Consider the following 13,629-nt stretch of genomic DNA (forward strand, 5'->3'; position numbering starts at 1 on the left):
GCGTCGCGCGTTATGCGGCGGCATACGTTTCATAAAACTACATAACTATTTTTTTAGTTGACAAGCCTACCTCACTTGCCTAGGCTGTTCCTTGACAGCCACATTCCCGCCGTCTACACAGGGGTCATGAACACACAGTACATCGCTGCCCTGCCGGACGACTGGAAGCGTGTGGCGCAGGTCTTTTCCGCTATGGGAGATGCCACGCGCCAGAAGATACTTCTGCTTTTCGAGCCGGGGGAGCGCATCAGCTTGAGCACGCTGGTGAGCACCGTGGGCATGAGCCGTACCGCCGTCAGCCACCATGTCAACGTGCTGGTACGCGCGGGCCTGCTGGTCCCGCAACGCTCAGGGAAGGAAGTCTTCTACCGGCGAGACCTCCCCTTCACGCTGGAGATGCTCGACCGGGTGAGGGATTATGCGCTCGCGGAGCTGGCCGTGGAAGACGGCGGCCCTCGTTGAGCGGCATGGCGGAGGACATCCCCCGCGACTGACGGGCGGCGCCGACCTGACGCCATGCGCGGAGCACCGCAAGGAGCGCGCTATGCAGCGGAATCTTACTCGTCAGGCCATGACGCTGGGGCTCAGCTACACGCTGGGCACGTTCAACGACAATTTTTTCAAGCAGGCGGTCCTGCTGCTTGCCGTGAGTATGCACCTCCCCAGCCTGCAGTCCTGGGGGACGGTGCTCTTTTCCCTGCCGTTCGTGCTCTTTTCCGCCTGGGCCGGCTGGCTGGCGGACCGTTTCCCCAAGCGCCATGTGATCCTGGCGGCCAAGCTGCTGGAAGTCTCCGCCATGCTGGCCGGGGCCTGGGGGCTGCTCACCCTGAACTGGGGCGGTATGCTGGCCATGCTCTTCTGCATGGGCGCAAGCTCGGCGCTGTTCAGTCCGGCCCTCAACGGTTCTCTGCCCGAGATCTTCCCGCAGGCGCAGGTGCCGCGGGCCAATGCCCTGCTCAGGCTCTCCACCACGCTCTCCATCCTGCTGGGCATGGCGCTGTCCGGCGCCGCGATTGAATGCGAATGGTTTGCCACCAGCATCCCCTTTGGACGCTGGCTGGTCGCCCTGACCGTACTGGGCATAGCCCTGCTGGGGCTGTGTTCCGTGGCTTTCATCCCCTTCCGTCCCGCCGCGGCCCGCCCGGAAGAGCTCCCCCCCTTTCCGCTGTTCGGCGCATGGGATTCCGCTGTCGGGTTCCTGCGTCTGCGGGCCCGGTGGGACATTTTCCTCTGTCTGTGCGCGGATGCCTTCTTTTACAGTTTGTCGGTCCTGGTCCTGCTGGAGATCAATGCCTTCGGCATCGATCAGCTCGGCCTCAGCGCCACGCTGACCAGTCTGTTGCCCGGCGCGCTCATGCTCGGCATCTGCGGCGGCGCGTTGCTGACGACCCGGCGGCAAGAACAGCACTGGCAACGGACCGTCCCGACGGCGGCCGCCTCCATCGGCGTACTGTTGCTGCTCGTGGCCTGCGTCCCCCATGCGCCGTCGGCATGGCACTTCCCCCTGCTCTGCCTTTGCTATGCCGCCATCGGCGTCTGCGGCAGCCTCTACATCGTGCCTGTATCCAGCTATCTGCAGGTACGCCCGGCAGCCGGAGAAAAGGGGCGTATCCTCGGTCTGTGCAACTTCTTCTCCTTTTTCGCCATGCTGCTTGCCGGGGCTTGCTACTACCCGCTGTCGCTGCTCTCGCCCGCCACAGGGCAGGCCCTGCTCGGTCTCCTCACCCTTCTGACGGCAGGAGGCTTCGCAGCCGGGATCGCCCGCCTGCCGCAGCGCACGGAAAAGAGCGGCGTGTTCCTCCAGACCGCACGGCGGGCGTTGGGGGCCTTCCTCCGGGGAGCGCTCTCCCTTCGCTATCAGGTGCGTCTCGAAGGGCTGGACTGCCTGCGGGAAGCCGCCAAGGAAGCCGAAACACGCGGGCGCGGCCTGCTGCTGCTGCCCAACCATCCCGCCTTCATGGACCCGGTGATCCTCTGCGCCTGGCTTGCGCCGTGGTCGCCGCGTCCGCTGGCGGACAGGCATCAGATCGGGCGTTTCTGGCTGCGGCCGCTGGCGGCCTTCATGCGCTGCATCCCCCTGCCCGACCTGCGCAGGGAAGGTATCTCCGCCCGCAAGAAGGTACAGGAGAGCCTTGCCCGCTGTACCGACGCGCTGGAACAGGGGGAGAACCTGCTCGTCTATCCCTCCGGCAGCCTGAGCCATGACGGACAGACGCATCTTGGCGGCAACAGCGGCGCCTATCGTCTGTTGCGGGCCGTGCCCGACTGCGTCCCTGTCGTCATCCGTACGCGGGGCCTCTGGGGCTCTTCCTTCAGCTGGGCCGACGGCGCGCCGTCGCTGGGGCGTTCCCTGCTCCGGGGACTGCTTGCGCTCCTGCGTAACGGCATCTTTTTCCTGCGTCGCCGGGAGGTACGCATCACCTTTGTCCGTCCGCGGCCTCTGCCAGGCCCGGAAGACGGCGTGACGGCGCTCAATGCCCTGCTGGAAGCCTGCTACGCCGCGGAGCCGGATGTGTTGCGCCGCGTACCGTTTTCCCGGCGTGAGCCGGAAGTGCCGGATCAGCCGCTGACCGTTCGGGAGAGCCGGAGCGAGTATACGACGCCTTCCGGTCTGGATGAAAAGGTCTATCTGGACGTGGTCCGCCTGCTGGCCGAGCTTTCGCCGCTCCAGCCCCGACCGGAGGATCTGCGGCCGGAGCAGCGGCTGGACAGCGATCTCGGTCTGGACAGCCTTGCCGTCGTGGACCTGAGCCTGCAACTCGCGTCCCTCTCCGGGCGGGCCGCTGCCGAGCCGGGTGATCTGCGGACGGTGCATGACTGTCTGCTGGCCGCTTGCAGACAACTCGTCGCGCGTTCCCCCGCTCAGGAAGAGGCCGCGCGGGAGCAGGCCGAACGCTGGCAGTCCTGTCTGCGGGGCCAGCCCAGGCGACCGCTCGTGTTGCCGGAGGCGGACGATCTGGTGCGGACCATCCTGCGTCAGATCCGCACCATGCCGTCCCGTCCGCTGCTTGCCGACGGCGGGCAGATGCTGACGGCAAGCGCCTTCTGGACGCGCGCCGTCGTACTTTCCCTTTTCCTGCGCCGACGCGTCGGCAGCGGGCAGCCTCTCGGCATCATGTTGCCCGCTTCTTCCGCTGCGGCGCTGTGCTGGCTGGCGGTACTGCTGTCGGGCAATACGCCGGTCATGCTCAACTGGACGACCGGCGTACGCAATCTGCGCCATGCGCTTTCGCTGACGCGCGTGCATCATCTGATCAGCGCTCGTGCGCTGCTTCGCCGCCTTGATGAACGGGCCATCGAGAAGACCGTTGCCGAGAGCGGGGCCGACTGGCTGCTGCTGGAAGAAGTCAGCGCCGCCTTGCCCCTTTCCTTGCGGCTGGCAGGCGTCTTGCGCGCCCGGCTCTCTCTGCTCGGCTGGGAAGGCTGCGCCGTCGGGCGGAACATATCGCCGCAGGCGGCCATCCTCTTTACCTCCGGCTCATCAGCCTCGCCCAAGGGGGTGCCTCTGACGCACGACAACATCCTGGCCAATTGCCGGGACGTGGCGTCCGTCCTTGCTCTGGACACGCATGACGCCATGCTGGCCATGCTGCCGCCCTTCCATTCTCTGGGACTGACGGGCAATATCGTCCTGCCGCTCTGTTTCGGTATGCCGGTGGTCTACCATGCCAACCCCGCCGAAGGGGGGCGGCTGGCCGAGCTTTGCCGCCGCTGGCGGCCCACCCTGCTGGTCACCCCGCCGACCTTCCTTGAAGGGATGCTGCGGCAGGCCCGGCCGGGGGACCTCGACTCCCTGCGACTGGGATTTGTGGGCGCGGAGGCCTGTCCGCAGCGCCTGTATACGGAATTCGCCCGCCAGACCGGTGGCGGCCTGCTTTGTGAGGGGTACGGCGTGACGGAATGTTCCCCCGTCGTTTGCGTCAACCTGCCGGAGGAGGCCCGTCCCTGCACCATCGGGCGGCCCCTGCCGTCGGTCGAGGTGGCCGTGGTGTCTCCGTATCCGCCCTATCAGCGCCTTGAAGCCGGACAGGCGGGCCTGCTGCTCGTACGCGGCCCCAATGTTTTCGGGGGATATCTCTCGTCGGAGGGCGGTGAACCGTCCATGCCTTTCGTCACGCTGGACGGGCAACGCTGGTACAATACCGGGGATCTTGTCCTGGCTGACCAGACGGGCCTGCTGACCTTTGCCGGACGACGGGAACGTTTCCTCAAGCTGGGCGGCGAGATGATCTCCCTGCCGCAGCTGGAGGACGTCCTGCGGCGTCATTTCGTCGCGCAGGACGCGGACGGAGGTCCCTGTCTGGCGGTGGATGCCGTGTATGCGGATGAGCAGCCGCAGCTGACGCTGTATACCACGCTATCCGTGACTTGCGCCGAGGCCAATGCCGTCCTGCAGGCGGAGGGCTTCTCAGGTCTGCATATGCTGCGCCATGTCCGCCATCTTGCCGCGCTGCCCCTGCTGGGTTCCGGCAAGATCGACTACAGGCGTTTGCGCGCGGAAGGAGGGGATGCCTCGCAGGCCCGCTGAACGGGCACGGGCGCGCCGCCTGTCCGGCCTATAGCTTGCATGATTCCTGCCGTTAAGACATAAGGAACTTTGTTAGCACGTGGTCGCGAGCCGACCGGCGGCAGGAGGGCGAATGAGCATAAAACTGCGTATAATCCTGGGCTTTTTCCTGACCATTTTACTCACGGCAAGCGGCGGCATCTTTTTTGCCAGTATGCAGATGCGTGATGATGCGGACAGCGAGTTCTCGCAGTCGTCGGGAAGGCAGCTGAGTCTTCTGGATGATTATCTGGAGAACTTCCTGCGCACGGCACAAACCAATGCCGCCCTGGTGGCCAGTATGGCGGATCTTGTCGCCCTGGCCGACAGTATGCCCAATTTCAGCACCACCACGCAGGAACGCGACTACGCCTCCGCCGTCACCAGCCCGGAAGTCCGCGCCGCTCTTGTGCCGCTCCAAAATATCAACAGCAAGAATGCCGACTATCTCGAGGTATATGTCGGTTATCCCAATGGGGCTTACGCCACCGGCCTTGCCGAGATGAAGGTCCCTGCCGGTTTCAATACCAGCAAGCGGCCGTGGTACACGGCCACGGCTGCCTCCGCGCAAGATGGGCTGCTGTCTGAGGCCTATGTCTCGCTTACCGGGGACATCGTCTTTGCCGTCACGCAGAAGATGAAGGGGCCGGACAACAAGCTGGCCGGCATCGTGGGCATAGATGTTTCTCTCAAGAGCTTTTCCGCCATGCTGACCCGTCTCAAGTTCGGCAAGACCGGGTATTTCCTGGTGCTGGAAGGGACGGGGCGCGTCCTCTGCGATCCCATCGCGGCCGGCAATGTGGGCAAGACCGTGGGCAAGGAATTGCCGGACCCCGGTTATGCGGCCATCTTGCGGGCGAATTCTTCCATCATCGAGACGACCATCGGCGGGAAGGCCGTGCGGGTCAACGTGCTGACCACGGGCAACGGCTGGAAGCTTGCCGCGGTGCAGGATGTGGAAGAGATCTACGCTCACTGCAATGAGGCCGTGCTGCGGCTGTTGCTGCTTACAGGGATCATCACGCTCATCGCGTTGGCGATCGCTCTGTTCATCGCGCGCAGCATCACCCGTCCGCTCGGCATCATGCTCACGGCGGCCGAAGCCGTGTCGGCGGGCGACTTCAGCGCCATCCCCGACAGCAAGATCTTCTACGGCGAACTGCTCAAGCTGCATATGAGCCTTGGCGGCATGGTCCATAACCTGAGTGACAGCATCGAAAACGCCAAGAACAAGGCACGCGAGGCCGAAGAGCAGACAGCTCGCGCCAAGGAAGCCACGGAAGCGGCCACAAAGGCGTTCCAGCGGGCGGAAGTGGCCAAGCGGGAAGGTATCCTGCACGCCGCCGAGCAGCTGGAAGGAGCGACCAACGTCATCTCTTCGGCGGCGACCGAGCTTTCCGCTCAGGTGCAGCTTTCCGCCGACGGCGCGCAGCAGCAGGCGGACCGCGCCGCTGAGACGGCGACGGCCATGAATGAGATGAACGCCACCGTCATGGAAGTGGCTCGCAGCGCGGGCAGCGCCGCGGAAGTCTCCAATTCCATGCGGCTCAAGGCCGAAGACGGGGCCAAGATCGTCCGCAAGGTGGTCAGCAGCATCGAGGGCGTGCATCAGCTCTCGCTGGTGCTCAAGGAAGATATGGGCAAGCTGGGCGAAAGCGCCGCGTCCATCGGACAGATCATGGGCGTCATCTCTGATATCGCTGACCAGACCAACCTGCTGGCCCTCAATGCCGCCATCGAAGCGGCCCGCGCCGGGGAAGCCGGTCGCGGTTTTGCCGTGGTGGCGGACGAGGTGCGCAAGCTGGCGGAAAAGACCATGGCCTCCACGTCCGAAGTGGGACAGGCCATCCGCAGCATCCAGCAGAGCGCGGATGAATCCATCCGGCAGGTGGACGTGGCCGTCAACGGCATCAATGAGGCCACGGACCTGGCCAATACGTCCGGTTCGGCGCTCGAGGAGATCGTGCAGCTTGCCGAGAGCGCGGCGGATCAGGTCCGCGCCATTGCGGCGGCCAGTGAGGAACAGTCCGCCGCCAGCGAGGAGATCAACCGCTCCATCTCCGACATCAACAAGGTAGCCAATGAGAATGCCTCGGCCATGGAGCAGGCGGCGCAGGCCGTCAACGACCTGGCCCACGAGACGAGCACGCTCAACTCCATCGTGCAGGATATGAAGGCAACGCCTTAGTCATTTCTGAAAACGAAGTTGTGAAGAGTGGGCGCACGAAAGTGCGCCCACTTTTTGTATGAAGAAAACCTCCCGCTAGGCGGGAGGTTCAAAAAAGCTTAAAGCTTTGCGTGTGTTATAAAAACTCCTTTTGATTTGCTAGTATCTCGTTGCGGTCTGGCAACTGCAACAATGAAGCAAATCAAAAGGAGGTCACAATGGGTGACAACAAAAGTCTAGCACATACCAAATGGAACTGCAAATATCATGTAGTCTTTGCTTCCAAATATCGTCGCCAAGTTTTCTATGGAGAGAAAAAGCGAGCAATCGGTGAAATTTTGCGTAAATTGTGCGAATGAAAAGGGTTAATATCATTGAGGCTGAATGTTATCCTGACCATATCCACTTGTTGCTTGAAATTCCGCCCAAAATGAGTGCCTCGGGGTTCATGGGATATTTGAAGGGGAAAAGTAGCCTGATGATATATGAACAATTCGGAGATTTGAAGCTCAAGTATCGCAACCGTGAGTTTTGGTGCCGTGGGTATTATGTGGATACAGTAGGCAAAAATGCGACAAAAATCCGTGAATATATCCGCAAGCAATTAGAAGAAGACAAGCTGGGGGCACAGCTCAGTCTTCATGCAGGCAGCTCGTTTACGGGCCGCAAGTAACAAATATGCAGATGTCAGACCGCTATGTGCCTGTTAGGGCGCGGCTGGTAAAAAAGCCTTATAGGCGCATATGAAGAACCACCGGCTTTGCCGGTGGGTTCCTTTTCGCGCCTTGGGCGCTCAACTGGCTAAAACCATAAAAAAAGGGCAGCCCTTGCGGGCTGCCCAGAGAGTCGGAAAGGCTTCAGAGCGCTTAGCCGATGAGCTGCAGAGCCATCTGCGGCATGCTGTTGGCCTGCGAGAGCATGGCCACGGCGGACTGCGTAAGCACCTGGTTGCGGACGAAGTTGGTCATTTCGGTGGCCACGTCCACGTCACGGATACGGGATTCGGCGGCCTGCAGGTTTTCGGACTGCACGGTGAGGTTGGTCACGGTGTTTTCCAGACGGTTCTGCATGGCGCCGAGGTGAGCACGGATCTTGTCCTTGGACACGATGGCGTTGTTGATGGCCACCAGAGCTTCCTGAGCGGCCTGCTGCGTGGAGATGGTGCTACCGGCGGCGCCGGCGCGAGCGGAGATACCCACGCCCAGAGCGGAGGCGGTGCAGTCACCGATCTCGATGTAGTAGTAGTCTTCAGCGGAGTCGTTGGCCGTACCGAAGTGCACCTTCAAGGCGCCCTGAGCGGTCAGCTGAGAACCGTCGTGGATCTTGCCGTCGGCATTGTTCATGGCGGACAGCGTGCCGTCGAGCAGTTTGATGCCGTTGAAGTCGGTGGCGTTGGCGATACGGGTGATTTCCGAAGCCATCTGCTGGTATTCGGATTCGATCATCAGACGCTGCGTGGAGTCGTAGGTACCGGTGGCGGCCTGTTCCGCAAGTTCCTTCATGCGGATCAGCTTTTCGTCGATAACGCCAAGGGCGCCGTCAGCGGTCTGGATAAGGGAAATACCGTCGTTGGCGTTGCGGACGCCCTGATTGAGGGCGGCAACGTCGGCGCGCATGAGTTCGCTGATGGCCAGACCGGCGGCGTCGTCAGCGGCGCTGTTGATGCGCATACCGGAGGACAGGCGCTGGGTAGAGGTCTGCAGGTTGCCATAGTGACCGGTCAGAGTGTTGGCAACGTTGGTGGCCATCGAGTTGTGATTGATATACATAACATTCCTCCCTGAATGTCTGTACGGAGTGGATGATAACCTGCTTCCCTGCAGGCGACTGCCCTCTTTATCGGCGGAAAAGGAACGGGGTTTAGAGAAAAAAATTTTTTTCTCGCATTTTTTTGGCGAGCGATGGGAAATGGAGTCGAAACGGCTGGCAGCTCGTGGGCGGGAGCCTGTTCGTCGAGCGCCGTCCTGATGAAAGAGCAGGCTTGTGCAAAAATTCCCATTGCCTGCAACAAGGAAAGCGGGCATGTTCAAGCAAAGGGAGCGCGGGCATCGCCGTTGCGCGCCTGTCGTCTGCGGCGGCGGAGCGGCAGGATACGCCGTCTGTCGCCTCTGCGCTGCCTATTTGTCGCCGGAGGATATCTGTGGACAAAACCTCGTTCCATCCTGACGCCGTCTGTGATGTTTCGCTTGCCGCCCGACGGGAGACGGGGGCGAGCGGTGCGCTGCTCGTGTTGCTGGGGGCGCTCTGTTTCAGTACCTCAGGCACGGCGCAGGCGTTTGCGCCCGAAGGGGCGACCCCCTATGTCATCGGCGCGTTGCGTATGCAGGTGGCGGCGCTGGCTCTCTTCGTCTGGTGTGCCTTGCGGAGCAGATTGCCGCGACTGGCGGAGTGGCCCCTGCGCTGGATGCTTCCCGCGGCGCTGGGACTGGTGGCGTTCCAGATCTGTTTTTTCAAGGGCGTGCAGCTTGCGGGCGTAGCCGTGGGCACGGTGGTGGCCATCGGCTTTTCGCCGCTGGTGGCCGCTCTGCTGGCCTGGGCCGTGCTGGACGAACGGCCGGCGCCGCTCTGGTACCCTTCCACGGCGCTGGCGCTGGCCGGACTGGTCTTCCTTAATCTGGGGGATGGGGATACGGCTGACTGGCAGCGTTTGCTGCTGCCGCTGGCAGCCGGCACAGGCTATGCCTGTTATTTCGTGTTCAGCAAACCGCTGGGCGTCCGTTTCGCGCCGGACAGCGTCATGCTGGTCTTGTGCGGCCTGAGCGGCACGCTCCTGCTGCCCATGCTCTTGCTTTTTCCCGTAGGCTGGCTGGCCAGCGCGGCGGGGGCGGGGACGGCGCTCTATCTCGGCGTGGTCACGTCGGCACTGGCCTTCAGTCTGACCACGGCCGGACTGGCGCGCACGCCGGCGGCCACGGCGGCTACGCTGGCCTTGGCCGAACCTCTGGCCGCCGCCTGCTGGGGCATCTTCCTGCTCCATGAAGACGTGAGCCTGACCGACGGTTGCGGCATCGGCCTGCTTGTCCTCGGCGTGGCGCTGCTGGCCTTTGCCCGGCCCCGGACGGACTGAACGGGCAGCGTCAAGCCAGCGCATCCCGCGACGGACCGGTCCTGCCGTCCACTTGCCTTTGGAGCAGGGTTGCCTCGTGTCCTCGGCTCTTCCCCCGGTAAAAGCGCGCTGGGGAAGGAATGGAGGGCTTGGGGGAAGGGAGCGACCGAAAGGCGGCCGTAGGCCGTGCCCGTTAGGCGACAAAGGAGCCTTACGGGCATCGACAGCAGAGCGGGGGCCTTCCCCTCAACAGGCAGCGAATAGTGTTAGAGCATTTTGCCTTTGAAAAAGGCAAAATGCGAGGCCCGGCACAGCGCCGCCCGGCCCAAAGTGAGCAGGAAAACCGCGTTTTTCCGCGAAACGACAGGCCGTATGGTTTGAAACGCAAAGCGTTTCAAACTGAAAATGCTCTAACAGGTCCTAACAGGCCCTGGGACAGGAACGCCGGAGCGCTTCGCAGGGAAGGCGGCTCCGGCGTTGAAACGAGGGCGAGGGAAGCGGCTACATCTGATACAGGAAGGCCGGACCGGCTCCCGCGGCGGCCGTATCCAGGTGCAGCAGCGATTGCAGGAGGCTCTGCAGGGACTGCCGCCACCAATTGTCCTCGCGGGGGCGCCGCAACAGCTTGCGTGTGGCAGGCACATGGCACTGTTCGGCCAGCCAGCGCCGCGCGTCGCTGGCCGTGCCCAGCTCGTCCACCAGGCCCAGCCGGAGCGCTTCCCGTCCGGTAAAGACCTTGCCGGAGGCAAGCTCCGCGGCCTTTGCCTGCGGCATATCGCGCGCCTGCGCCACGATGCCCACGAAAATGTCGTGCATATCCTTGAGCAGGCCCTCGAAATACTCGCGTTCTTCGCGCGTCAGCGGACGCAGCATGGAACCGGCATCCTTGTAGGGGCCGGTAGTGAGGGTCTCCTGCCCCACGCCGATCTTGTCCAGTAGCTGGCGTATCTGGGGGATATCCATACGCACGCCGATGGACCCCGTCACCGTGGCGGCATTAGCAAAGATGCGCTTGCCCGCCATGCTGACCATCAGACCGCCGGACGCGGCCGTGCCGCCCATGGAGACGGCCACGGGGATGCGTTTGCCCAGAGCGGCTATCGCTTCATAAAGTTCCTGCGAGGCCGCGGCGCTGCCGCCGGGGGAATCCACCCGCACCAACAGGCCCTTGACGTCAGGGTTGGCGGCTACCTTGTCCAGCCATTCCAGATGAGGCCGCACGTCGCTGATGGGGCCGCGCACTTCCAGCAGGGCGATGCGTTCGCCGCCGAGGTCGTCCTCATCCAGTAGGAGGGCGGCGGCAAGCCCCGCCAGCACCAGCAGGACGATACTCCAGAAGATCACCGGATGCCGCCGTCGGAAGGGACGGCGGAAAATCTCCTTCCAGGCGCTTTCGGGGATGCGGGCCAGCGGACATTGTCCTTGTCCGGGGCAGGTCGCTGTCGGGAGCACGCTGGTCCCCGCGCGTTGCGGTCCTTCTTCCGGAGAAAAGTTTTCGCCGGGCAGGGGGATGTCCGTCAGTTTTTGGGAGGCGGGCGTCTCCTCATCACGAGGAACGGCGTCCGTCGTCGCGGATGGGGCGGAGGAGGCAGCCGGGTTGGGGGCTTCTTCCGTCGCGGCTGCCGGGGAGGAGGCTGGTCCTCGCGACAACAGCACGTCCCTTGCGCCGGGCAGGGCGGTGCTGTGCGGAGCGTTGTCGTTTTCCGACCAGGGTTCGGGCAGAGGCATGGCCTTTTTCATCAGGGTTCCTTTGTGGTTCTTGCGGGATTCCGGTCCGGGACGCGCCATGTCCGGAAGGGGCCGTGAGGCTTATTTCTGCATGGCTTCCGGCCAGCGCTCGGCGGCCATCTCCCGCAGCTTGTATTTCTGGATCTTGCCGCTGGCCGTGAGCGGGAAACCGGACACGATGGCCACATAACGCGGCACCTTGTACCAGGCGATCTTGCCGCGGCAGAAGGCGCGGACATCCTCCGGGGCCAGTTCAACGCCCGGCCGGGGGATGAGGAACGCACCGACCTCTTCGCCGTACTTGCGGCTGGGCACGGCCACCACCTGCACGTCCAGCACGCCCGGCATCTCCAGCAGGAATTCCTCCACTTCGCGCGGATAGACGTTCTCGCCGCCGCGGATGATCATGTCCTTGATGCGGCCGGTCACGCGCACGTAGCCGTTTTCGTCCATGATGCCGAGGTCCCCGGAATGCAGCCAGCCGTCAGGGGAAATGGCCTTTGCCGTTTCCTCGGGCATCTTGTAGTAGCCCTTCATGACGTTGTAACCGCGGCAGATGATCTCTCCCACCTGCCCGCGCGGCAGTTCCTCGCAGGTATCCGGATCGGCCACGCGCACCTCGATGCCGGGCATGGCGCAGCCCACGGTCTCGCAACGTACGGACAGCGGGTCATGGATGTCCGACTGGGTCATGACGGGCGAGCCTTCGGTCAGGCCGTAACAGATGGTGATCTCCTTCATGTTCATCTCGTCCACCACGCGACGCATGAGCGATTCCGGGCAGACGGAACCGGCCATGATGCCCGTACGCAGGCTGGAGACATCGAAGCGCTTGAACAGCTTGTGTTCCAGCTCCGCCAGGAACATGGTCGGCACGCCGTAGAGGGCGGTACAGCGCTCGCTGTCCACGGCGGCAAGCACCTGCAGGGGATTGTAGGACTCCAGGATGACCATGCAGGCCCCGTGATTGACGCAGGCCGAGACGCCCAGCACGCAGCCGAAACAGTGGAAGAGCGGCACCGGCAGGCAGACGCGGTCCTGTTCGGTGAAACGCTGGTGGCGGCCGATCCAGTAACCGTTGAGGCCCACGCCCACATGAGTGAGCATGACCCCCTTGGGAAAGCCCGTAGTGCCGGAGGTATACTGCATGTTGATGGCGTCCCAGGGGTCGAGGGACGCCTGCCGCGCCGCGTATTCCTCGTCGTCCACCATGACGGACATGGCCATGATCTCCGAGACGGAATACATGCCGCGGTATTTTTCCGCCCCGAGGAAACAGACCCGCTTCAGATGCGGCAGATCCCGGCAGCGCAGTTCGCCCCGCGACTGTATCCGCAGTTCGGGTGCGATCTTGTAGAGCGTGTCCACATAGTCGTGATCGCGCAGACTGTCGATGAGGAAGATGTTCTCGCACTCGGACTGCTGCAGCAGATACCGCAGCTCATGCTCCCGGTAATTGGTGTTCACCGTCAGCAGGATGGCGCCGATCTTGGCCGTGGCGAACTGCAGGGCCACCCAGTACGGCACGTTGGTGGCCCAGACGGCGACCTTTTCTCCCTTCTGCACGCCCAGCGCCATCAGTCCCTTGGCGAAATCATCCACGACCTCCGCAAATTCCCGCCATGTCTTGCGGTAGTTGCGGTCGGCATAGATCACGGCATCCCTGTCCGGGAAACGCGCCACGGTCTCGTCCAGGATCTGGCCCAGCGTCTTCTCGCGCAGGACGAATTGCGCCTGACGTTCGCGAACTTTTTCATCCATAAATGATCCTCCGCAATGCGCGCGCACGCGCGGCAGGGCGTTCCGGTAGCTTCGTGGGGATCCGCCGCATATCCCGCGGTCTTCCCCGGCGAAAGCGCGCTGGGGAAGGAATGGGGGGGCTTGGGGGAAGAAGGGCGGGAACGCCTTTTCTCGCTTCCCTGCGAAAAGACTGGCCCTCCCGCGCCGGCGGCGATCGAAAGGCGGCCCGCAGGGCCATGCCCGTGAGGTGACGCAGGCGCCTTACGGGCATCGACGGCAGAGCGAGGGGGCCCTTCCCCCAAACAGGCAGCGAAGTATTAACAGGCCCTAGGTGTAGAGTGTCAATACGTTGTTCACCCTCTGCTCAGACATGAAGCTGGAGGTTTTCTGCCAAGAGCCGAA

7 protein-coding genes and 1 pseudogene are annotated in these 13,629 nt (G+C 63.2%); 5 read left to right on the forward strand and 3 right to left on the reverse strand.

What is annotated here, in order from left to right; genetic code table 11:
* Positions 1 to 126 precede the first annotated feature (126 nt).
* The 4 genes and pseudogenes from Q0K00_RS03175 (at position 127) to tnpA (ending at position 7,386) form a co-directional block, all read left to right on the forward strand.
* On the forward strand, positions 127 to 462 hold the full coding sequence (locus tag Q0K00_RS03175; protein WP_297227322.1) for a metalloregulator ArsR/SmtB family transcription factor: 336 nt from the start codon (positions 127 to 129) through the stop codon (positions 460 to 462).
* Positions 463 to 544: 82 nt separating this feature from the next.
* Positions 545 to 4,528, forward strand: a complete 3,984-nt coding sequence (locus Q0K00_RS03180; RefSeq protein ID WP_297227323.1) for an MFS transporter — start codon at positions 545 to 547, stop codon at positions 4,526 to 4,528.
* Positions 4,529 to 4,640: 112 nt separating this feature from the next.
* Entirely contained in the window at positions 4,641 to 6,734 is a 2,094-nt protein-coding gene (locus tag Q0K00_RS03185) for a methyl-accepting chemotaxis protein (protein ID WP_297227324.1), read from the forward strand.
* Positions 6,735 to 6,931: 197 nt separating this feature from the next.
* Positions 6,932 to 7,386, forward strand: a pseudogene (gene tnpA / locus Q0K00_RS03190) (IS200/IS605 family transposase).
* Between the two features lie 193 nt (positions 7,387 to 7,579).
* On the opposite strand, the gene Q0K00_RS03195 reads toward tnpA, so the two are convergent.
* Entirely contained in the window at positions 7,580 to 8,482 is a 903-nt protein-coding gene (locus Q0K00_RS03195; protein ID WP_297227295.1) for a flagellin, read from the reverse strand.
* A gap of 371 nt (positions 8,483 to 8,853) precedes the next feature.
* On the opposite strand from Q0K00_RS03195, the gene Q0K00_RS03200 reads away from it, so the two are divergent.
* Positions 8,854 to 9,780, forward strand: a complete 927-nt coding sequence (locus Q0K00_RS03200; RefSeq protein WP_297227325.1) for an EamA family transporter — start codon at positions 8,854 to 8,856, stop codon at positions 9,778 to 9,780.
* 480 nt (positions 9,781 to 10,260) lie between these two features.
* Here the strand turns inward: Q0K00_RS03200 and sppA are convergent, their stop codons facing one another.
* The gene (sppA, locus tag Q0K00_RS03205; RefSeq protein WP_297227326.1) at positions 10,261 to 11,499 is read right to left on the reverse strand and encodes a signal peptide peptidase SppA; all 1,239 of its coding nucleotides are present in this window, start codon (positions 11,497 to 11,499) and stop codon (positions 10,261 to 10,263) included.
* A 69-nt stretch (positions 11,500 to 11,568) separates the two neighbouring features.
* Positions 11,569 to 13,248, reverse strand: coding sequence for an AMP-binding protein (locus Q0K00_RS03210; protein WP_297227327.1), 1,680 nt, complete (start codon positions 13,246 to 13,248; stop codon positions 11,569 to 11,571).
* Positions 13,249 to 13,629 lie beyond the last annotated feature (381 nt).

It is taken from the genome of uncultured Desulfovibrio sp. (genome assembly GCF_944327235.1).
Lineage (GTDB): Bacteria > Desulfobacterota > Desulfovibrionia > Desulfovibrionales > Desulfovibrionaceae > Desulfovibrio.

Excerpts from the sequence above, each read along its gene's own strand:
- Q0K00_RS03175 (WP_297227322.1), top strand. The coding sequence starts at position 127 with ATGAACACACAGTACATCGCTGCCCTGCCGGACGACTGGAAGCGTGTG.
- Q0K00_RS03180 (WP_297227323.1), top strand. The coding sequence starts at position 545 with ATGCAGCGGAATCTTACTCGTCAGGCCATGACGCTGGGGCTCAGCTAC.
- Q0K00_RS03185 (WP_297227324.1), top strand. The coding sequence starts at position 4,641 with ATGAGCATAAAACTGCGTATAATCCTGGGCTTTTTCCTGACCATTTTA.
- Q0K00_RS03195 (WP_297227295.1), bottom strand. The coding sequence starts at position 8,482 with ATGTATATCAATCACAACTCGATGGCCACCAACGTTGCCAACACTCTG.
- sppA (WP_297227326.1), bottom strand. The coding sequence starts at position 11,499 with ATGAAAAAGGCCATGCCTCTGCCCGAACCCTGGTCGGAAAACGACAAC.
- Q0K00_RS03210 (WP_297227327.1), bottom strand. The coding sequence starts at position 13,248 with ATGGATGAAAAAGTTCGCGAACGTCAGGCGCAATTCGTCCTGCGCGAG.